Annotated in this window: 18 protein-coding genes; 9 read left to right on the forward strand and 9 right to left on the reverse strand. The window is 70.7% G+C overall.

Going from position 1 to position 19,229, the window contains the following annotated elements; translation table 11 throughout:
- Positions 1-69 precede the first annotated feature (69 nt).
- On the reverse strand, positions 70-1,029 hold the full coding sequence (locus tag C5F75_RS02675; protein ID WP_059576442.1) for an NAD(P)H-dependent flavin oxidoreductase: 960 nt from the start codon (positions 1,027-1,029) through the stop codon (positions 70-72).
- 240 nt (positions 1,030-1,269) lie between these two features.
- Here C5F75_RS02675 and C5F75_RS02680 point away from each other — a divergent pair, with 240 nt between their 5' ends.
- Positions 1,270-2,166, forward strand: a complete 897-nt coding sequence (locus tag C5F75_RS02680; RefSeq protein ID WP_060966569.1) for an alpha/beta fold hydrolase — start codon at positions 1,270-1,272, stop codon at positions 2,164-2,166.
- A gap of 100 nt (positions 2,167-2,266) precedes the next feature.
- Here C5F75_RS02680 and C5F75_RS02685 read toward each other — a convergent pair whose 3' ends face one another.
- Positions 2,267-2,758 carry an Lrp/AsnC family transcriptional regulator gene (locus tag C5F75_RS02685; RefSeq protein WP_059576448.1) on the reverse strand — a complete coding sequence of 164 codons (492 nt, stop codon included), beginning with the start codon at positions 2,756-2,758 and terminating at the stop codon, positions 2,267-2,269.
- A 112-nt stretch (positions 2,759-2,870) separates the two neighbouring features.
- Between C5F75_RS02685 and C5F75_RS02690 the strand changes: the two genes are divergently transcribed.
- Positions 2,871-3,773 carry a DMT family transporter gene (locus C5F75_RS02690; protein WP_059576451.1) on the forward strand — a complete coding sequence of 301 codons (903 nt, stop codon included), beginning with the start codon at positions 2,871-2,873 and terminating at the stop codon, positions 3,771-3,773.
- Between the two features lie 243 nt (positions 3,774-4,016).
- On the opposite strand, the gene C5F75_RS02695 is transcribed toward C5F75_RS02690, so the two are convergent.
- From C5F75_RS02695 to C5F75_RS02710, 4 genes are read right to left on the reverse strand one after another with little or no spacing between them, the layout of a single operon-like run.
- Positions 4,017-4,223 (reverse strand): DUF1289 domain-containing protein, encoded by a 207-nt coding sequence (locus tag C5F75_RS02695; protein WP_060317100.1) that lies wholly within the window; start codon positions 4,221-4,223, stop codon positions 4,017-4,019.
- Positions 4,220-4,726, reverse strand: coding sequence for a YbaK/EbsC family protein (locus C5F75_RS02700; RefSeq protein WP_059641268.1), 507 nt, complete (start codon positions 4,724-4,726; stop codon positions 4,220-4,222). The genes C5F75_RS02695 and C5F75_RS02700 overlap by 4 nt, the downstream gene beginning before the upstream one ends.
- Positions 4,727-4,752: 26 nt before the next feature.
- Positions 4,753-5,685: a hydroxymethylglutaryl-CoA lyase gene (locus C5F75_RS02705; protein WP_104011836.1), complete on the reverse strand. Its 933-nt coding sequence runs from the start codon at positions 5,683-5,685 to the stop codon at positions 4,753-4,755.
- Positions 5,686-5,717: 32 nt separating this feature from the next.
- Complete coding sequence (locus C5F75_RS02710) at positions 5,718-6,659, reverse strand: 2-hydroxyacid dehydrogenase (RefSeq protein WP_104011837.1); 942 nt, start codon at positions 6,657-6,659, stop codon at positions 5,718-5,720.
- Between the two features lie 346 nt (positions 6,660-7,005).
- Between C5F75_RS02710 and C5F75_RS02715 the strand changes: the two genes are divergently transcribed.
- Entirely contained in the window at positions 7,006-7,629 is a 624-nt protein-coding gene (locus C5F75_RS02715; protein WP_104011857.1) for an RBBP9/YdeN family alpha/beta hydrolase, read from the forward strand.
- A gap of 222 nt (positions 7,630-7,851) precedes the next feature.
- Here C5F75_RS02715 and C5F75_RS02720 read toward each other — a convergent pair whose 3' ends face one another.
- Positions 7,852-8,139, reverse strand: coding sequence for a hypothetical protein (locus C5F75_RS02720; RefSeq protein ID WP_104011838.1), 288 nt, complete (start codon positions 8,137-8,139; stop codon positions 7,852-7,854).
- Between the two features lie 556 nt (positions 8,140-8,695).
- On the opposite strand from C5F75_RS02720, the gene C5F75_RS02730 reads away from it, so the two are divergent.
- Genes C5F75_RS02730 through C5F75_RS02740 form a run of 3 tightly spaced genes read left to right on the forward strand, consistent with a single transcriptional unit; the run spans position 8,696 to position 12,693 of the window.
- Positions 8,696-9,451, forward strand: a complete 756-nt coding sequence (locus C5F75_RS02730; RefSeq protein ID WP_104011839.1) for a (2Fe-2S)-binding protein — start codon at positions 8,696-8,698, stop codon at positions 9,449-9,451.
- 18 nt (positions 9,452-9,469) lie between these two features.
- A complete protein-coding gene (locus C5F75_RS02735) occupies positions 9,470-10,471 on the forward strand; it encodes an FAD binding domain-containing protein (RefSeq protein ID WP_104011840.1) in 1,002 nt (333 codons plus the stop codon).
- Positions 10,468-12,693, forward strand: coding sequence for a xanthine dehydrogenase family protein molybdopterin-binding subunit (locus tag C5F75_RS02740; protein WP_104011841.1), 2,226 nt, complete (start codon positions 10,468-10,470; stop codon positions 12,691-12,693). Before C5F75_RS02735 ends, C5F75_RS02740 begins: the two co-directional genes overlap by 4 nt.
- Positions 12,694-12,702: 9 nt before the next feature.
- Here the strand turns inward: C5F75_RS02740 and C5F75_RS02745 are convergent, their stop codons facing one another.
- Positions 12,703-13,623, reverse strand: coding sequence for a LysR substrate-binding domain-containing protein (locus tag C5F75_RS02745; protein ID WP_089465195.1), 921 nt, complete (start codon positions 13,621-13,623; stop codon positions 12,703-12,705).
- A 112-nt stretch (positions 13,624-13,735) separates the two neighbouring features.
- Between C5F75_RS02745 and C5F75_RS02750 the strand changes: the two genes are divergently transcribed.
- Complete coding sequence (locus tag C5F75_RS02750; protein WP_059641289.1) at positions 13,736-14,383, forward strand: glutathione S-transferase family protein; 648 nt, start codon at positions 13,736-13,738, stop codon at positions 14,381-14,383.
- Between the two features lie 138 nt (positions 14,384-14,521).
- On the forward strand, positions 14,522-16,723 hold the full coding sequence (locus tag C5F75_RS02755; RefSeq protein ID WP_059641292.1) for a TonB-dependent receptor: 2,202 nt from the start codon (positions 14,522-14,524) through the stop codon (positions 16,721-16,723).
- 42 nt (positions 16,724-16,765) lie between these two features.
- Here C5F75_RS02755 and C5F75_RS02760 read toward each other — a convergent pair whose 3' ends face one another.
- Complete coding sequence (locus tag C5F75_RS02760; RefSeq protein ID WP_104011842.1) at positions 16,766-18,034, reverse strand: MFS transporter; 1,269 nt, start codon at positions 18,032-18,034, stop codon at positions 16,766-16,768.
- Positions 18,035-18,140: 106 nt separating this feature from the next.
- Here C5F75_RS02760 and C5F75_RS02765 point away from each other — a divergent pair, with 106 nt between their 5' ends.
- A complete protein-coding gene (locus C5F75_RS02765) occupies positions 18,141-19,193 on the forward strand; it encodes a LysR substrate-binding domain-containing protein (protein WP_104011843.1) in 1,053 nt (350 codons plus the stop codon).
- Positions 19,194-19,229: the final 36 nt, after the last annotated feature.

The following is a 19,229-nucleotide window of genomic DNA, read 5'->3' on the forward strand; positions in this document are numbered from 1 at the left end:
CTTTTTTCGTTGGGGCGACGATCTCGCGCCGATGGCGGCCGATGGCGGCCACCACGGCCGCCGCATCCGTCAGCGCGGGATGCCGAGCCGCGCCTTCGCGTCGTCGTACTCGCGCTTGAGCCGCTCGACGAGCGCAGCCACGCTCGGCAGATCGTCCATCAGGCCGACGCCCTGGCCGGCGCCCCAGATGTCCTTCCACGCCTTGGTCTTGTCGCTGCCGAAATTCATCTTGGTCTTGTCGGATTCCGGCAGCGCGTCCGGATCGAGGCCGGCCTTCTCGATGCTCTCGCGGATGTAGTTGCCGTGCACGCCCGTGAAGAGGTTCGTGTAGATGATGTCCGACGATTTCGCGTTCAGGATCGCGTGCTTGTAGTCGTCGATCGCGTGCGCTTCCTGCGTCGCGATGAAGCGCGTGCCCATGTACGCGAAGTCGGCGCCCATCGCCTGCGCGGCAAGGATCGAGCCGCCGTTCGCGATCGAGCCGGACAGCACGATCGGGCCGTCGAAGATCTTGCGGACTTCGCCGACCAGCGCGAACGGCGATGTCGTGCCCGCGTGGCCGCCGGCGCCGGCCGCGACGAGGATCAGCCCGTCGACGCCCGCTTCGAGCGCCTTCTGCGCGTGGCGCAGGTTGATCACGTCGTGCAGCACGATGCCGCCGTAGCCGTGCACCGCGTCGACGATCTCGCGCGCCGGTGCGCGCAGGCTCGTGATGAAGATCGGCACCTTGTGCTCGACGCACACGCGCACGTCGTGCTCGAGCCGTGCATTCGACTGGTGGACGATCTGGTTGACCGCGATCGGGCCGATCACCGCGTCGGGATGTTTCGCCTTGTGCTCGGCGAGTTCCGACTGGATTTGCGTGAGCCACTCGTCGAGCAGTTCGGCCGGGCGCGCATTGAGCGCGGGGAACGAACCGACGATGCCCGCCTTGCATTGCGCGAGCACGAGTTCGGGGTAGCTGACGATGAACATCGGCGACGCGATGACGGGGAGCGTCAGGTTCTGCAGGACGGTGGGCAATGCCATGTGATGTCTCCAGTCTCCGGGGGGCGTGGCGGTCGAACGGTGCTTCGAGTGTAGCCGCGGAACGCATTCGGGCATATTAATACGAACGGTCGTGCGATTCTACGCGAGCTTAGCAAAAGGCGCGGTAGGCCGGCAATCGAGTGAGTGTTCTCTTTCTACGGTTTCGGGTGGTGACCTCGCTGTGAAGACGCGCCGGCACTTTTAAAATAGCCGCCATAACAAACCAACGAGAAACAAACCATGTCGTTTGACGCGTTTGCATCGTTTCGCGTGACGGTGCAGGACACCGACATCTTCGGTGTCAAAGGAGGCGCAGGGCCGCCGCTGCTGTTGCTGCACGGCCATCCGCAGACCCACATGATCTGGCATCGCGTTGCCGCGACGCTCGCGAATCACTTCACGGTGATCGCCACCGACCTGCGCGGCTACGGCGCATCGGGCCGACCGCCGAGCGACGCGCGGCACGCGCCGTATTCGAAACGGGCGATGGCGGCGGACCAGGTCGCCGTGATGCGGCATTTCGGCTTCGAGCATTTCCACGTGTGCGCGCACGATCGCGGCGCGCGGGTCGCGCACCGGCTCGCGCTCGATCACGCGGATGCCGTCGAGCGGATGATGCTGCTCGACATCGCGCCGACGCTCGCGATGTACGAGAAAACCGATCGCGCGTTCGCGACCGCGTATTTCCACTGGTTCTTCCTGATCCAGCCCGAGCCGCTGCCCGAGACGCTGATCGGCGCGCACACCGATGCGTACATCGAACGCGTGATGGGCAACCGCTCGGCCGGGCTGGCGCCGTTCGCGCCCGAGGCGCTCGACGCGTACCGGGCGGCGCTCGCGCAGCCGGGCGCCGTGCATGCGATGTGCGAGGACTACCGCGCGTCGGCGACGATCGATCTCGAGCACGACCGTGCGGACCTCGAACGCGGCAACAAGGTCGCGTGCCCACTGCGCGTGCTGTGGGGCGAGCACGGGGTCGTCGGCCGCTGCTTCGATCCGCTCGACGAATGGCGGCGCGTCGCGCGCGACGTCAGCGGCCGCGCGCTCGACTGCGGGCACTACATTGCGGAAGAGGCGCCGGCCGCGCTGATCGACGAACTGCTCGCGTTCTTCGAGGCGCGCGACCCAGCCGCGTGACGGTGCGTGCGGGCGTGCCGCCCGCGGTTCAGTGGTGTGCGCCGCCAGCGGCTCGGCGGTCTGCGCCGCCAGCGGCTCGGCGGTGTGCGCCGCCAGCGGCTTAGCGGCGCGCGTGGTCGTCTTCGACGAGCGGCGGCAGGCGGCGCGGCACGGGCGTCGATTTCACGATCGCGGTGCTCGTCTCCGCGCGCTCCGTCACCTTCGAGAGGATGTCGTCGAGGTGCTCGATCGTGCGCAGGTAGAGCCGGCAGATGAAGCAGTCGTCGCCGGTGACCTTGTCGCATTCGACGAATTCCGGAATCCGCCGCAGCAACTCCTCGACCAGATGCAACTGGCCCGGCAGCGGCTTCACGCGGACGATCGCCTGCAGCGTATAGCCGAGCGCGCGCGGGTCGAGCTCGACGGTGAATGCGGCGATCACGCCTTGCGCCTCGAGCCGCCGCACGCGGTCGGCGGTGGCGGGCGCCGACAGACCGATCTGCCGGGCGAGTTCGCTGGTCGCGATGCGTGCGTCGTCGGCCAGCGCGGCGACGATCGCGCGGTCGGTCGCGTCGAGCGACGCGACGGCGGGCGGGGAAAGGCGTTTCGGCATGATCGCTTTGGTTTCGAAGGTGAATCGGCTGATTCGCTTCAGTTTAGCCGTGGTTGTGGCGAAGGCAAGTTTCTAGAATCGAAGTCGTCCCCTCTCTTCAACGGAATCCATGATGGCCACGAATGAAATTCGCCGCGGCGCCGCCGAGATGATCGTCGCGATGCTGATGTCCGGCACGATCGGCTGGCTCGTGATGTCGTCGCAGCAGCCGCTGACCAATGTCGTGTTCTTCCGCTGCGTATTCGGCACGGCGACGCTCGCGATCGTCTGCGCGGCGTTCGGCTTCCTGCGCCGCTCGCTGTTCTCGCCGCGGATGCTCGTGCTCGTGACGCTCGGCAGCCTCGCGATCGTCGCGAACTGGCTGCTGCTTTTCGCCGCCTATTCGCGTGCGTCGATCTCGATGGCGACCGCCGTCTACAACACGCAGCCGTTCATGCTGGTCGCGCTCGGCGCGATCGTGTTCCGCGAGCGGATCACCGCGTCGACGGTCGCGTGGCTCGTGCTCGCGTTCGCGGGGCTCGTGTTCGTGGTGCGCGTCGAGCCGGCCGTGCTCGCGGTGCCCGGCGCATATCTGGAAGGCGTCGCGCTGTCGCTCGGCGCGGCGTTCCTGTATGCGATCTCGTCGATCATCACGAAGCACCTGAAGGGCACGCCGCCGCATCTGCTCGCGCTGCTGCAGGTCGGCCTCGGCATCGTGCTGCTCGCGCCGTTCGCGCACTTCGACACGTTGCCGGCGACGGCCGGGCAATGGGCCGACCTGATCGTGCTCGGCATCGTCAACACGGGGCTGATGTACGTGTTGCTGTACGGCGCGGTGCAGAAGCTGCCGACCGCGATGACGGGCGCGCTGTCGTTCGTCTATCCGGTCGTCGCGATCGCCGTCGATCGCATCGCGTTCGGGCAGACGCTCGCGTGGACGCAGATGTTCGGCGCGCTGCTGATCCTGCTCGCGGCGGCCGGCGTGAACCTCGGCTGGCGCATCGTGCCCGCGCGTCGCGAGGCGGTCGGTAACTGATACGGTCGGACGATTCGGCGCGGCTGCGCGGTCGCGCCGCGGCGCGCCGACTGCGCGTGTCGGGAACGGCGATTGCGCGCGAGAGGGCGTCGCGTGCAGCCGCGAAAAGCGCGGCAGGAAGTTGTAGGGAAACACCCGATGCGATGCGGCCGCGTCGCTCGTATGATGCGGGCTGTGACGTTGATCACGTTCACAGGATTCCGATCTCGACGCCGTTCGCCCGTGAGGCTGAACGGCTTTTTTTTATGTCTCGCTGCCCGCGATCAGGCGCCGCCGCGCGTCGAGCTGCGCGAGCAGCGCGCGTCTCGCGTCGTCGTCCGACGTACGCCATCCCTTGATCTCGCCGCGCGTGCGCAGGCAGCCCGCGCACCAGTCGGTGCGCGGATCGATCCGGCAGACGTCGGTGCACGGCGACGCGACCGTCGCGACCGGCATCGTCGCGTCGCTCATGCGGGCTCCCGCAACGCGACGTCCGCGACGGGCGCGCCTGTCAGCGACACGAGCTCGTGCGGCGACAGGTTGAACACCGCGTGCGGATGGCCGGCGGCGGCCCACAGGCTGTCGAGCGCGAGCAGGTCGGCGTCGATCAGCGTGACGGGTTCGACCAGATGGCCGATCGGGCAGACGCCGCCGATCGCGTAGCCGGTGTTGTCGCGCACGAACTTCGCATCGGCGCGGCCAACCGGGCCGACTTGCGCGGCGACCTTCCTTTCGTCGACGCGGTTGACGCCGCTCGCGACGACGAGCACGGGCGCGTCGTCGGCCTGCCGGCGAAACAGGATCGACTTCGCGATCTGCGCGACCGAGCAGCCGAGCCCGGCCGCGGCCTCGGCCGACGTCTTGCCGGTTTCGGCGAGCATCACGATGCCTTTCGCATGGCCGCGCTCGCGCAGCAGCAGCGCGACGCGTCGCGCGGAGTCGGGCAGGGAATCGAATGAAGCGGGTGTCGTCATGTTGGAGAATCCGTGGAGTGGCGCGATCAGGCGCAGTTCGCGGCGTCAGCCGCGCTCTGCGCCTTGGCGAGCAGTGCACGACCGGCGCGCGACACGTTCGCGCGGCCGATCGCGTTGGAGATGAAGTCGCCGGCGGCGACGACCTGCGCGAGATCGATGCCGGTCTCGATGCCGAGGCCCTGCATCAGGTACAGCACGTCCTCGGTCGCGACGTTGCCGGTCGCGCCTTTCGCGTACGGGCAGCCGCCGAGGCCCGCAACCGACGCGTGGAAGATCTCGATCCCTTCGAACAGCGCCGCGTAGATGTTCGCGAGCGCCTGGCCGTAGGTATCGTGGAAATGGCCCGACAGGCGTTCGCGCGGGAACACGCGCGTCACCGCCGCGAGCACTTCGCGCGTGCGCTTCGGCGTGCCGACGCCGATCGTGTCGGCGATGTCGATCTCGTCGCAGCCGAGCGCGGCGAACCGCTCGACGACGTCGACCACCGACGCCACCGGCACCTCGCCCTGGTACGGGCAGCCGAGCGCGCACGACACGCTGCCGCGCAGCCGCAGGCCCGCATCCTTCGCGGCCTTCGCGACGGGCTCGAAGCGCGCGATGCTCTCCGCGATGCTGCAGTTGATGTTCCGCTGCGAGAACGCCTCGCTCGCCGCGCCGAAGATCACGACTTCGTCCGCGCGGGCGGCGAGCGCATGCTCGAAGCCCTTCAGGTTCGGCGTGAGCACCGAGTACACGGTGCCCGCGCGGCGCTCGATGCCGGCCATCACGTCGGCGCCGTCGGCCATCTGCGGCACCCATTTCGGCGACACGAACGACGCGGCCTCGACGTTGCGAAAACCGGCGCGCGACAGCCGGTCGACGAGCGCGATCTTCACGTCGGTCGGCACGAAGGTCTTCTCGTTCTGCAGGCCGTCGCGCGGGCCGACTTCGACGATCTTGACGGCGGTGGGGAACGTCATGGTTGTCTCCTGGTTTCTCTTTGTGGCGGAATTCAGTAGCCGCGTGCGTAGTCGACGATGCCGCTGACGGGCGCGCCGCGCTCGAACGCGCGGATCTTGCCGGCGATCTGCTCGACGGCTTCCGCGCGCAGCGTCTCGGCCGAGCTGTGCGGCGTGATCGTGACGCGCGGCGCGCGCCAGAACGGATGGTCGTCCGGCAGCGGTTCGTGCTGGAACACGTCGAGCGTGGCCGCGGCGACCTGGCCGCTCGCGAGCGCGTCGAGCAGGTCGGCTTCGACGAGATGCGCGCCGCGCGCGACGTTGACGACGTATGCGCCGCGCGCGAGCCGCGCGAATGCGTGCGCCGACAGGATGCCGTCGGTGTCGCGCGTGCTCGGCAGCAGATTGACGAGCACTTTCGCGCCGTCGATGCATGCGTCGAACGCGCCGTCGCCGGCGAACGTGGTGACGCCGTCGAGCTGCTTCACGCTGCGGCTATAGCCGCGCACCGGCAGGCCGAGTGCGGCGAGCGCGCGGGCGACCTGCGCGCCGAGCACGCCGAGCCCGAGGACGGCGACGGTGAAGCTTGCGCGCGCGTGCGGTTCGAGCGGCTGCCAGCGGCGTTCGCGCTGGAGCAGGTCGTATTCGTCGAAGCGGCGCAGGTAGCGCAGCACCGCGTGCGTCACGTATTCGACCATCTGCCGCGCCATGCCCGAATCTTCGAGCCGCACCAGCGGCACGTGCGCGGGCAGCGTGCCCGGATGGGCGTGCTCGAGCGCGAGCAGCGCATCGACGCCCGCGCCGAGGTTGAAGATCGCGCGCAGGCCGTCGCGCGGCGTGAAGAACGCGCGCGGCGCGCGCCACACGAGCGCGTAGTCGGCGGCGGCCGTATCGCCCGGCTGCCACGCGCGCAGTTCGGCTTCCGGCAGCGCCCGCGCGATCTCGTCGCGCCATGCGTCGGCTTCCTGATGCGGTGAATGGAACAGGATCTTCATTGCGCGAGGGCGCGCGCGCCGGCGAGGCGCGTCACGGGAACGGCGAGCGGAGCCGGGCGCGGCGCGCCGGCGGACATGGCGGACATCGGGCGTCTCCTGACGGACGGCCCGGCGCGTCGGCGCGGGGCCCGGTTCCGTGTGAAGCTGACGGGAAGCCCACATTCTACGGTTTCGCCGCACATTGCGCCGCCGCACGGAGCGTGCGGCCGATGCGGGCCGTCGTCACGCGCTGGCCGGGCCGCCGCCGGTCGTCGCCCCGCGCAAAAGCAAAGCACAAAATATTGGTTCGGTCGCCGCGTACCCGACGCCACAATCGAACCTCGTGTTCAAGCAAGCGAGGGCAATCATGCGCGCATGCAGCAAATCGGCGTGGCCGCCGCGGCTCGTTACCGTTCCGGGCCTGCACGGCAGCGAAGGCGCCCACTGGCAGACCTGGCTCGAGCGGCAGTTCCCGCGCTCGTTGCGCGTCGAGCAGCACGACTGGGACGCGCCCGATCTCGCGGGCTGGGCGCAATCGGTGCGCGCGCTGCTCGATCGCGAGCGCGGCCCGTTCGTGCTCGCCGCGCACAGCTTCGGCTGCCTCGCGGCCGCGCATGCGCTCGCGCAGTGGCCGCACGTGGGCGATGTGGCGGGCGTGCTGTTCGTCGCGCCGGCCAGCCCGAAGAAATTCACGTTTGCCGGACCGTTCGACGCGCGCCGGCTCGCGGTGCCGTCGATCGTGATCGGCAGCGAGACCGATCCGTGGATGCCGCTCGCCGATGCGCGCGCGCTCGCGCAGCGCCTGGGCAGCGCGTTCGTGAACCTCGGCGATGCCGGGCACATCAACACGGCGGCCGGCTACGGGCCGTGGCCGCGCGCGAAGTACTTCATCGACACGCTCGTGCATTGCGCGGCGCCGCTGCGCTTTCGCGACGCGGACGACGGCTTCGAGGCCGCGCGCGTCGACCGCGCGCTCGCGCACGCGGTCTGACGCGCAGGCCGCGCGGTGGCTGTCGCGCCTACGGCGCGGAAACGGGCCCGGCGGCGGCCGGGGCCGAACAGCGGCGCGGCCATGCTCGACACGGCCCGCGAAGCGGCGCGGCACCGTGCCGTTCACGCCGCCATCCACCGTGTCGTCATGCCGGTGGCGGCGCGACGCGAGCGCCCACCGCTCTCCCCGAGCAGTACCGACTCCTGTCAGGCGACAGCGGGATCAGCCCGGCATCGACGCGGCGGCGCTCGACGCGGCCGCGTTCGTGGCGGGCTTCGCATCGTCGTCGTCATCGGGCGGGTAGTGCACGACGGGCGGCGCGAGCGGTGCGGCATCCGACGCGGCGGCGTTCGCGCTCGCGTCGCTGTTGAACGCGCTGGCGGCGCCGTTCGATGCGCCGGCCTGCGGCGCGGCGGCATCGGTCGCGTTGGCGTCGTGCGGTGCGTCGTCGCTGCAGGCGGCGACGTACACGGCGGCACACAGAACGACGGCGACGAAAACGCGACGCATGACTTCTCTCCTGGCAGGCTGATCGTGAAACGTTTTCGAGTATGCCGCCGCGATGCGACGTTTCGGTGAATCGTTTGCGATTCCGGCGGCATCGCGACATGTTTTCGTCACGCTGACCGGATGCCTTCGCGGTAATCGGCCGCGGCACGCATGGCGGAATTTTCCAGCGAACGCGGATGCTGCGCGCATTTACACGGCGCGCAACGCCGCGGCCCGGCCGTGGCGACGCGGACGCCATGCGCGGCACGGCACATGCGGCCGGCAATTTGTGACCGATACGTTGCCGGTCACGTCGAAAAATCCGGGCGTTATTGCCGCTTCGTCAGCGAACGGCCAGCCGTGCGCCAGCGTGGCGTCATGGACGCGCAGTCAGCGACGACCCGACCCGTTTGCCGCCCGGTGCGCGCCACGAGGCGGGGCCGGCATTGCACATGGGCGCTGCTCCCCCGTTTCGCGGCACCGGAATTGCTCTTTGCGCGATGCGCGTGCCGACCGCGCCGCCCTCCGGGCGCGGGCGGCACATCCGCGTCCATCAACCATGGAGCGAGCAGAAGCCATGTCCAGCGATCGATCCGATTCTCCGTCCGCCGAGCCGGCGCGCGACGCCGCCCCGGCGCCGCGCGGGCCCGGCCAGTCAGCGGCGCCGCCGTCGCCGCACGATACGCCGCCCAGCGCCGCGCGGCGCCGCTTCCTGCAATCCGCGGCGGCTGCCGCGACCGTCAGCGCCGCCTCGCACGTTCATCCGCAACCGCCGTACGCGGCAGCCGCACCTGCCGCGCCCCGCCGCGATTCGGTGCCGGCGCGGCCCGTGCATCTCGACATCAACGGGCGGGCGTACACGCTGCAGCTCGAACCGCGCGTCACGCTGCTCGACGCGCTGCGCGAATACGCCGGCCTCACGGGCACGAAGAAGGGCTGCGATCGCGGGCAGTGCGGCGCATGCACGGTGCTCGTCGACGGGCGGCGCATCAACGCATGCCTGACGCTCGCGGTGATGCACGAAGGCGAGCGGATCACGACCGTCGAAGGGCTGGCGCGCGGCGGCGAGCTGAGCCCGGTGCAGCGCGCGTTCGTCGAACACGATGCGTTCCAGTGCGGCTATTGCACGTCCGGCCAGCTCTGCTCGGCGACCGCGCTGCTCGACGAGTTCGCGGCGGGCGCCGGCAGCGCCGCCACCGGCGACGTGCGGCGCCGCCCCGCGCATCTGTCGGACGACGAGATCCGCGAGCGCATGAGCGGCAACCTGTGCCGCTGCGGCGCGTACCCGAACATCGTCGCCGCCGTGCGCGCCGCGCATGCGGCGCATGGCTAGCCGACGGAGGGCACCGCAATGGAAGCGATCTCCTACGAACGCGCGATGGACGTCGCCGGCGCCGTGCGCGCGGCGCAGCGGCCCGGCGCGGCCTTCATCGGCGGCGGCACGAACCTGCTGGACCTGATGAAGGGCGGCGTCGCGCGGCCCGTCGCGCTCATCGACATCACGCGCATCGCGGGCCTCGACGCCGTCGATGCGCTGCCCGACGGCGGCTTGCGCATCGGCGCGCTCGTGCGCAACAGCGATGCGGCCGATCATCCGCGCCTGCGCGCCGACTATCCGCTGCTGTCGCAGGCGCTGCTCGCCGGCGCGTCCGCGCAATTGCGCAACATGGCGACCGTCGGCGGCAACCTGATGCAGCGCACGCGCTGCCCGTATTTCTACGATCCCGCGTTCGCGCAGTGCAACAAGCGCGAGCCGGGCAGCGGCTGCGCGGCGATCGGCGGCCACAACCGGATGCACGCGATCCTCGGCGCGAGCCCGCAATGCGTGGCGGCGAACCCGTCGGACATGAGCGTCGCGCTCGCCGCGCTCGACGCCGTCGTGCAGGTGAGCGGCCCGCGCGGCGCGCGGCAGATTCCGATCGCGTCGTTTCACCGCTTGCCGGGCGATCGTCCCGATCTCGACACGACGCTCGAACCGGGCGAGCTGATCACCGCGGTGGACTTGCCGCCGCCGCGCTTCGCCGACCATGCGCACTATCTGAAAGTGCGGGACCGCGCGAGCTACGCGTTCGCGCTGGTGTCGGTCGCGGCCGCGCTGCGGATGGACGGCCCGCGCATCGCCGATGCGCGGATCGCGCTCGGCGGCGTCGCGCACAAGCCGTTGCGCGCGACGGCCGCGGAGCAGCATCTCGCCGGGCACGCGTTGAGCGATGCCGCGCTGAATGAAGCGGCCGCGCTCGCGCTGCGCGACGCCACGCCGCTCGACGGCAACGGCTTCAAGGTCGCGCTCGCGCAGCGCGCGATCGTGCGTGCGGTGAAGACCGCCGCCGGACCGACCGGAGGTACCGCATGAACACGCTGACCGGACAGCCGCTCGACCGCGTCGACGGCGTACTGAAAGTGACGGGCGGCGCGCACTACGCGGCCGAGTTCCCCGATGTGCGGCTCGCGCACGCGGTGCTCGTGACGAGCACCATCGCATCCGGCCGCATCGAGTCGATCGACACGGCGCGTGCGCGCACGATGCCCGGCGTGCTGCTCGTGATCACGCACGAGAACGCGATGCGGCTGCCCAACGGCGGCCGGCCGCCGCTGTCGCCGCCCGCGGGGCGCCGGCTCACGTTGTTACAGGACGACACGGTGCGCTACAGCAACGAACCCGTCGCGGTCGTCGTGGCCGAAACGCTGGAGCAGGCGACCGACGCCGCGCATGCCGTGCAGGTGCGCTATCGCGCGAGCGATGCCGTAGTGGATTTCGCGCACGCGAAGCGCGGCGCGCGCGTGCCGCCGAAGCAGCAGGGCCGCGCGATGGACACGCAGCGCGGCGACGTCGATGCCGGCTTGCGCGAAGGCGCGGTGCGCGTCGACGCAACCTATACGACGCCGATGCAGCACCACAACCCGATCGAGCCGCACGCGACGATGGCGCGCTGGGACGGCCCGACGCTCACGCTGCACGATGCGACGCAGGGCGTGTCGGGCGCGAGCACGGCCGTGGCCGCCGTGTTCGGCATCGCGCCGGAACACGTGCGCGTGATTTCGCCGTTCCTCGGCGGCGGCTTCGGCTGCAAGGGTTCGTCGTGGTCGCACGTGTCGTTGTGCGCGATGGCGGCGAAGCAGGTGGGGCGCCCGGTCCGGCTAGCGCTGACGCGGCCGCAGATGTTCGGCCCGGTCGGCGGGCGGCCGTTCACCGAACAGCGCGTCGTGCTGGCCGCCCGTCGCGACGGCAGACTGACCGCGATGCGCCACGACACGATCGCCACCACGTCGACGTTCGAGGACTGGATGGAGATGTGCGGGATGCCGTCGCGGATCATGTACGCGGTGCCGAACCACGCGACCACGCACCGGATCGTGTCGCTGAACGTCGGTACGCCGACGTTCATGCGCGCACCCGGCGAGGCGTCCGGCTCGTTCGCGCTGGAATCGGCGATGGACGAGCTCGCATGGCAACTCGGCATGGACCCGGTCGCGCTGCGGCTTGCGAACTACGCGGAGGTCGATCCGCAGGACGGCAAGCCGTGGTCGAGCAACAAGCTGCGCGCGTGCTACGAGGTCGGCGCGCGGCGCTTCGGCTGGTCGAGGCGCACTGATATGCCGCGCACGATGCGCGACGGCGACACGCTGATCGGTCTCGGGATGGCGGCCGCCACGTATCCGGCGAACCGCAGCGAAGCGTCCGCGCGTGCGCGCATCCTGCCGGACGGCACGGCCGAAGTCGCGTCGGGCACGCAGGACATCGGCACCGGCACCTATACGGTGATGACGCAGGTCGCGGCCGACGCGCTCGGTTTCGCGCCGCGGAACGTGCGCTTCGCGCTCGGCGATTCCAGCCTGCCGCGCGCGCCGGTATCGGGCGGCTCGCAGTCGGCCGCGAGCGTGGCGCCCGCCGTGCGCGAGGCCGCGCTGCAGGCGCGTGCGAAGCTGATCGCGCTGGCGATCGCCGATCCCGGCTCGCCGCTGCACGGCGCCGCGGCCGACGACGTGACGGTCGACAACGGCTGGGTCGTGCATCGCGGCGAGCCGTCGCGGCGCGATCCGGCCGCGGCGGTGATCGCGCGGGCGGGCGGCCAGCCGATCGACGCGCAGGCGACGGCGAAGCCCGGCGACGAGAAGTCGCGCTATGCGTCCCATTCGTTCGGCGCGGTGTTTGCCGAAGTGCACGTGGACGCCGAGCTCGGCACGATTCGCGTACCGCGCATCGTCGGCGTCTACAGCGTCGGCAGCCTGCTCAACGCGAAGACCGCGCGCAGCCAGTTGATCGGCGGGGTGGTGTGGGGGCTCGGCACCGCGCTCGAGGAAGGCTCGCATCTCGACGTGCGGCACGGCCGCTTCACGAACGCGAATCTCGCCGAATACCACGTGCCCGTCAACGCGGACATCGGCGAGCTCGACGTGAGATTCGTCGACGAAAGCGACACGCATTTCAATCCGCTCGGCATTCGCGGCATCGGCGAGATCGGGATCACCGGCGTGCCGGCCGCGATCGCCAACGCGGTCTATCACGCGACCGGCGTGCGCGTGCGCGATCTGCCGATCACGCTCGACAAGGTGGCGATGCCGGTGCGCGCGTGAGCGCCGGCGTCAGCGCCGCGGCGTCCTGCGCCGCACTTCGCTGCGCAGCCAGTCGAGCCACGTGCGGATCGCCGCTTCGCGGGGATGGCCGGGGCGCCACACGACGTAGTGCGCATACACGTCGGTGATGCGCACGCTCGACACACGCACGAGCGTGCCGCTCGCGAGTTCGGGTTCGATCAGCGAGCGGCGCGCGAGCGCGACGCCGCGGCCTTGCAGCGCCGCGGCGATCAGCGCGTTCGCATCGGTGAAGCGCGGTGCGCGCGCGGATTCGGTGAGGTCGAGCCGCGCGGCCTGGAACCACGGTTCCCACGGTTGCGCGGGATGGCGCAGCAGCGTCGCGCGCACGAGGTCGGCCGGCGCACGCGGGGCGACGCCGTCGCGATTGCGGTACGCGGGGCTCGCGACCGGAAAGATCGTCTCGTTCATCAGCTTCTCGGCGACCACACCGGGCCACGTGCCGGGCCCGTAGCGCAGCGCGACGTCGATGCGGTCGCGCTTGCGCAGCGGCGCGAGCGCCACGTCCGGATGCAGCACGATCGAGATATGCGGATGCGCGGCCGAGAAACGCGGCAGGCGCGGCGCGAGCCAGCGCTCGGCGACGCTCGGCAGCACGCTCACGTTCAGCGTCGCGTCGCAGGTGCGCGGGCGGCGGCGCACCGCCAGCGCCGGCTCGAACGCGCGTTCGAGCACGCTCAGGCCCTGGCGCACCTGCAGCGCGAGCGCGTGCGCGGCGTGCGTCGGCGTCGCGCCGTTGCGTTCGCGCGTGAACAGCGGATAGCCGAGCTGCGCCTCGAGCGCGCGGATGTGCTGGCTGACCGCGCCTTGCGTGAGCGCGAGCTCGTCCGCCGCGCGCGTGAAGCTCTGCAGCCGCACGGCGGCTTCGAACGCGCGCAGCGTCTGCAGCGGAGGGAGATGGATGCGTCGCATGCGGGTATTAGTAACACTAATGCTCGAGCACGACAATTCATCGTTTGCCGCGCGCCGGCATGCGTTCCTACACTCGGTTCCGTCTTCCACAGCCCCGTCGGGCCCCACCGCCATGAACGCCTATCGTCTCTATCTTTCGCCGGGCGCCTGCTCGCTCGCCGCTCACATCGCGCTGGAGGAAACCGGCGCGCCGTTCGACGTCGAGATCGTCTCCGTGAAGCAGCGGCAGAACCTCGAAGCGCGCTACCTCGCGATCAACGCGAAGGCGCGCGTGCCCGTGCTCGCGATCCCGGGCGAGCCGCGCGTGCTGACCGAAACGCCGGCGATCCTCACGTATCTCGCGCGCCGCTATCCGGACGCGCAATTGCTGCCGCTCGACGATCCGCTGCGCGAGGCGCGCTGCCACGAATGGCTCGCCTGGCTGGTCGGCTGGGTGCACGGCGTCGGCTACGGCGCGCTGTGGCGGCCGGGCCGTTTCATCGACGATCCGGCGCTGCACGGCGCGATCAGCGCGCATGGGCGCAGCACGATCGAGGCCGCGAACGCGTCGATCGAAGCCCTGCTGGCCGACGGCCGCACGTGGGCCGAGCCGGGCGCGCATTCGATCGTCGATCCGTTCCTGCTCGTGCTGTATCGCTGGGGCGTCGCGATCGGGCTCGACATGACGCGGCATCCCGCATGGACCGCGCATGCGCAGCGCGAGGCCGAACGGCCGGCCGCGCGGCGCGCGCTGGCGCGCGAGGCCGCGCAAGCGACCTGAGCGGCCGACGCGCGACGCGCTGCTCCGGCGTTTCGGTCGCGCGTTCGTTCGGACCGCGAAGTTCGGACGTGTCCAATTGCGGCGTCGACGCCATTCCATTTAAATGAGAATTATTCTCATCAATGGAATGGAGTGAGCATGAGCAGTTGCATTTTGTCGAGCGCGACGCCGCCGCGTCGCGCGACCGCGTCCGTCGCGTTCGCGATGATCGCCTGTGCGGCCGCGCCGGCGTGTGCGGAAGAAGGCGAGCCGGGGCAGGCGCCGCACCTCGATCCGATCTTCGTTCGCGGCGCGCACGACGCAGGCTCGCGCGTCGATCGGTCGGGCTCGGCCAAATATGCGACGCCGCTGCTCGACGTGCCGCAGACGATCACCGTCGTGCCGCGCGCGGTGCTGGACGAACAGCAGGCGCTGAGCCTGCGCGAAGCGCTGTCGAACGTCGCCGGCATCACGTTCAACGCCGGCGAGGGCGGCGGGGGCTCGGGCGACAGTTTCAATATCCGCGGTTTCGGCGCGAACGCGAACATGCAGCTCGACGGGCTGCGCGACAGCGCGCAGAACAATCGCAGCGACCTGTTCAACATCGACGCGGTGGAGGTGATCAAGGGGCCGAACTCGGTGTTCGGCGGCGCCGGCACCACGGGCGGCTCGGTGAACCTGGTCAGCAAGACGCCGAAGGCCGGCGCGTTGACCGAAGCCGGCGCGGTGCTCGGCACGTCCGACTACCGCCGCGTGACGCTCGATACGAACCAGCCGCTGCCCGGCGCCGACGGCAAGGCCGCGTTCCGCCTGAACGCGATGGCGCACATCAACGACGTGCCGGGCCGCGACGACATCCGCAAGCGGCGCTGGGGCGTCGCGCCGTCGCTCGCGTTCGGCCTCGGCACGCCGACGCGCGTCACGCTCGGCTATTTCCATCAGTACGACAACAACCTGCCCGACTACGGGCTGCCCGCGCGCGACGGGCAGGTGCTGGCCGGCGTGTCGCGCGACAGCTACTTCGGCTGGCGCAATCTCGATCGCGAACGCATCATGTCCGACACGTTCACCGTCAAGGCCGAGCACGACGTGTCGCCGCACCTGAAGGTGCAGAACCTGAGCCGCTACACGCACCTGAATCGCGATACTGTGGTGTCCGCGTCGCACGTGAATCTGCAGGGGCTGCCGCCGGGGCGCTACAAGCCGGCCGGGCCGCAGGGCTACGGCCGCGATGCGTCGACGGCGATGTGGGCGAACCAGACCAACGTCACGAGCGAATTCGCGACGTTCGGCATCGGGCACACGCTCGTCACGGGCTTCGAAATTTCGCGGGAAACGTACGGTCGCACCACGTATTCCTACGGGCTCAACCGTTTCTATCCGGCCAACGGTTTCGCGCTCACCGCGCCGCCCGGCGTGTGGCTCGGCCCCGCGAAGCGCGAGAACAGCGCGCGCAGCGATACCGAGCTCATCGTGAAGGCGCTGTACGCGTTCGACACGCTCTCGCTCGGCCGCTACTGGGACATCGACGTCGGGCTGCGTCACGACTGGATCGACGGCTGGGCCGAAAGCACGCCGGCCGGCAAGCCGACCGAGCGCGCGGCGAACAGCGACCGCCATCTGAGCACGCGCGCGGGGCTCGTGTTCAAGCCGACGGACAACGGCCGCGTGTATTTCTCGTACGGCACGTCGTTCAATCCGTCCGCCGAATTTCTCGTGAGCAACGGCTCGGGCCTCAACGCGGCGACCGAGTCGCTCGCGCCCGAGAAAAACGAGAGCTTCGAGCTTGGCACGAAATGGGAAGGGCTGGCCGGCATCGCGCTGAACGGCGCGCTGTTCCAGACCGAGAAGAAAAACGCGCGCGAGCGCATGGCCGACGGCAGCTACGCGCTCGTGGGCCGGCAGCGCGTGCGCGGCATCGAGCTCGGCGCGGCCGGCAAGGTGACGCCGCAGTGGGACGTGTTCGCGAATTACACGTACCTGGCGAGCGTCACGCTCAGTTCGCCGGCCACGCCGCGCCGCGATGGGCAGGCGCTCGGCAACACGCCGCGGCACGCGCTCAACCTGTGGACGACCTATCGGCTGCCGGCAGGCTGGACGATCGGCTACGGCTCGCACTTCGTCGGCCGGCGCAACGTGACGTCCGAAGGCGGCAGCCAGCTCGGCGCGTATTGGGTGCACAACCTGATGGCCGGCTACGAAGTGAACCGCCGGCTGCGTTTCCAGCTGAATATCGACAACCTGTTCGACCGCGCGTATGTCGAGCGCGTGCGGCAGGTGTTGGGAAGCGAGTCGCGATCGTCGGCCGTCGAGTTCGGCGACGGCCGTTCGGCGATGCTGTCGGCCGTGTACAAGTTCTGACCGTCTCGCGCACGCTGCCGCGAACGTCGCCGCGTCGGCCCGCTATCGCGCGAACAGCGGGTAGGTCGCGGCGGCGATCAGCGCGGTCGCGAGCCACACCACGCTCCACGAACTGACGGCCAGCAGCGGCGGAATCGCGAGCGGCGTCGCGAACAGGCCGAGATACACGACCGTATTCGCCATCCCGAGCGCGGTGCCGGCGTGGTTCGCACCCGCGAGCGTTGCGAGCTCGGTGTACGCGACGCCGTGCCACGCCGATACGCAGATGCCCGCGAACACGAGAATCGCGACGATCGCCGCGAGCGGCACGTGCGGGCTGCCGGCCGTCGCGGCCGCGAGCAGCGCGAACGACCCGGCCGCGACGCACACCGACCCGCGCAGGTACGCACGCCGGTTGCCGTACCGGTCGGTATGGCGGCCGCTCCACACGCGCATCACCATTGCGCCGACCTGCAGCGCGACCATTGCCGCGCTGATGCCGGCGAGGCCGAGCCGGCCGAAATCGTGCAGGAACACGGTCGCGAACGTGAGCACCGCGAACTGCGGGGCGCACAGCGCGCCGATGCCGAGCACGATGCGCCACACGCGGCCGCTCGCGAGCGGGCTGCGCATCGGTGCGGCCGGCGGTGGCGGCGCGAGGGGGCGGCCTGCGGTGGCGGGCGTCGCAGTCGTCGCATCGGGCGGCTCGTGCAGCCAGCGCCAGGTCAACGCGGCCGAGCCGGCGCACAGCAGCATCAGCGCGCCGTACACCGCGGCGAAGCCCGCATGCGACGCAAGCGACGGCAGCAGCGCCGCGCCGAGGCCGCCGCCGAGCGGCACGGCCGTCTGGCGGATGCTCATCGCGAGCCCGCGTTCGCGCTCGCCGAACCAGCGCATCACCGCACGTCCGCTCGAGCCGTTCACGCTGCCGCCGAGCAGGCCGACGCAGCACATGGCAGCGACGACCCGCATCAGCGGCGGCACCGCGTGCGCGGTCGGGACGATCGTGCCCACCATCAGCGCGAGCATCGCGGCCGTCGCGACGAGCCCGGTCAGCAGCACGCGGCGGTCGCCGAAGCGGTCGGCGGCGATTCCCCAAGGCAGCTCGGACAGCGCGACGCCGAACCCGAGCGCGCCGAGCACGAGGCCGAGCGCGCCGTTGTCGAGGTGATACGCGGCGCGCATCCAGACGGCCGTGGTCGGGATGCCGGCCGCGGCGGCCGAAAAGCTCATGTTCGCGGCGACGCCGGCGGCCAGCACGCGCCAGCGATGGGCCGGCCCGCGCCCGTCGCGGGCAGGCGAAGAGGGGGAAGCGATGCACGAGGTATCCATGACGGCAGGCCCGGTTCGAAGTTGACGTCCACAGTCTGGCGTTCTACATTCATCCTGAAAATCGGAAAGTTTTTGATGAATCGTTCGATAAATCAGGATAGTTGAGATGGCCGGACAAGACACTTCGCGCGATGGCGGCGAGGCCGTCGCGGGCGCCGATGCCGCGCTCGCGCGGCCCAACTTCGACGTCGCGGCGTTGCGCAGCCTCGTCGCGGGCGTGGATCTCGGCAGTTTCGCGAAGGCGGCCGATCGCGTCGCGCGCTCGTCGTCGGCGGTGAGCGCGCAGATCCGCAAGCTCGAGGAGCAGGCCGGCACGCCGCTGTTCGTGAAGGCCGGGCGCGGGCTCGCGCTGACCGACGCCGGCGACGCGATGCTGCGCTACGCGCGGCGGATGATCGAGCTGAACGACGAGGCGGCCGCGGCCGTGCGCGGCGTGAATCTCGACGGCTGGGTACGGGTCGGGTTGCAGGAGGATTTCGGTGAAGCGATCCTGCCCGACGTGCTCGGGCGCTTCGCGCGCGCGCATCCGAAGGTGAAGATCGAGGCGCGCGTGGCGCGCAACGCCGATCTGCTCGACCGGCTCGATGCGAACCAGCTCGATCTGGCGCTCGTATGGGGCGATCCGGCGTCGGCGGCGCTCGTGTCGCGGGCGGGGATCGACAGCGAAGCGATCGCGCACGTGCCGATGCAGTGGATCGGCGCGGCGGCGGGCGGTGGTCTCGGCGTGCCGGATGGCGGCGGGGACGCGGGCGCGCGGGGCGGCGCGAGCGGCGGCGACGAAACGCGCGATCGCGCCGTGCGCGCGGCGGGCGAGCCGTTGCCGCTCGTCGTGTTCGACCGGCCGTGCCGGTTCTTCGGCGCGGCGACCGATGCGCTGGACCGCGCGGGCGTGCCGTGGCGCGTCGCGTTCACGACGCCGAGCCTGGCCGGGCTATGGGCGGCCGCGGCGGCCGGCCTCGGGCTCACGGTGCGCTCGCATTACGGGCTGCCCGCGTCCGTGCGAGGGCTCGATGCGGCGTCGTGCGGGCTGCCGGCGCTGCCGAGCCTGCCGCTGATCCTGCTGCGGCGTACGTCGTCGGCGACGCCGACGGTCGATCGGCTCGCGCGGATCGTCACGCAGGCGGTGCGGGGGGCGACGGAGGGGGCGGTGGCGGCGTGATGAAACGCTCGATTGCCGTCGCGGGCCGCGGTTCGG

Origin of the sequence: Burkholderia anthinoferrum, assembly GCF_002925705.1 — a bacterium.
GTDB classification, from domain to species: Bacteria; Pseudomonadota; Gammaproteobacteria; order Burkholderiales; family Burkholderiaceae; genus Burkholderia; species Burkholderia semiarida.

Excerpts from the sequence above, each read along its gene's own strand:
- C5F75_RS02675 (WP_059576442.1), bottom strand. The coding sequence starts at position 1,029 with ATGGCATTGCCCACCGTCCTGCAGAACCTGACGCTCCCCGTCATCGCG.
- C5F75_RS02680 (WP_060966569.1), top strand. The coding sequence starts at position 1,270 with ATGTCGTTTGACGCGTTTGCATCGTTTCGCGTGACGGTGCAGGACACC.
- C5F75_RS02685 (WP_059576448.1), bottom strand. The coding sequence starts at position 2,758 with ATGCCGAAACGCCTTTCCCCGCCCGCCGTCGCGTCGCTCGACGCGACC.
- C5F75_RS02690 (WP_059576451.1), top strand. The coding sequence starts at position 2,871 with ATGGCCACGAATGAAATTCGCCGCGGCGCCGCCGAGATGATCGTCGCG.
- C5F75_RS02695 (WP_060317100.1), bottom strand. The coding sequence starts at position 4,223 with ATGAGCGACGCGACGATGCCGGTCGCGACGGTCGCGTCGCCGTGCACC.
- C5F75_RS02700 (WP_059641268.1), bottom strand. The coding sequence starts at position 4,726 with ATGACGACACCCGCTTCATTCGATTCCCTGCCCGACTCCGCGCGACGC.
- C5F75_RS02705 (WP_104011836.1), bottom strand. The coding sequence starts at position 5,685 with ATGACGTTCCCCACCGCCGTCAAGATCGTCGAAGTCGGCCCGCGCGAC.
- C5F75_RS02710 (WP_104011837.1), bottom strand. The coding sequence starts at position 6,659 with ATGAAGATCCTGTTCCATTCACCGCATCAGGAAGCCGACGCATGGCGC.
- C5F75_RS02715 (WP_104011857.1), top strand. The coding sequence starts at position 7,006 with ATGCGCGCATGCAGCAAATCGGCGTGGCCGCCGCGGCTCGTTACCGTT.
- C5F75_RS02720 (WP_104011838.1), bottom strand. The coding sequence starts at position 8,139 with ATGCGTCGCGTTTTCGTCGCCGTCGTTCTGTGTGCCGCCGTGTACGTC.
- C5F75_RS02730 (WP_104011839.1), top strand. The coding sequence starts at position 8,696 with ATGTCCAGCGATCGATCCGATTCTCCGTCCGCCGAGCCGGCGCGCGAC.
- C5F75_RS02735 (WP_104011840.1), top strand. The coding sequence starts at position 9,470 with ATGGAAGCGATCTCCTACGAACGCGCGATGGACGTCGCCGGCGCCGTG.
- C5F75_RS02740 (WP_104011841.1), top strand. The coding sequence starts at position 10,468 with ATGAACACGCTGACCGGACAGCCGCTCGACCGCGTCGACGGCGTACTG.
- C5F75_RS02745 (WP_089465195.1), bottom strand. The coding sequence starts at position 13,623 with ATGCGACGCATCCATCTCCCTCCGCTGCAGACGCTGCGCGCGTTCGAA.
- C5F75_RS02750 (WP_059641289.1), top strand. The coding sequence starts at position 13,736 with ATGAACGCCTATCGTCTCTATCTTTCGCCGGGCGCCTGCTCGCTCGCC.
- C5F75_RS02755 (WP_059641292.1), top strand. The coding sequence starts at position 14,522 with ATGAGCAGTTGCATTTTGTCGAGCGCGACGCCGCCGCGTCGCGCGACC.
- C5F75_RS02760 (WP_104011842.1), bottom strand. The coding sequence starts at position 18,034 with ATGGATACCTCGTGCATCGCTTCCCCCTCTTCGCCTGCCCGCGACGGG.
- C5F75_RS02765 (WP_104011843.1), top strand. The coding sequence starts at position 18,141 with ATGGCCGGACAAGACACTTCGCGCGATGGCGGCGAGGCCGTCGCGGGC.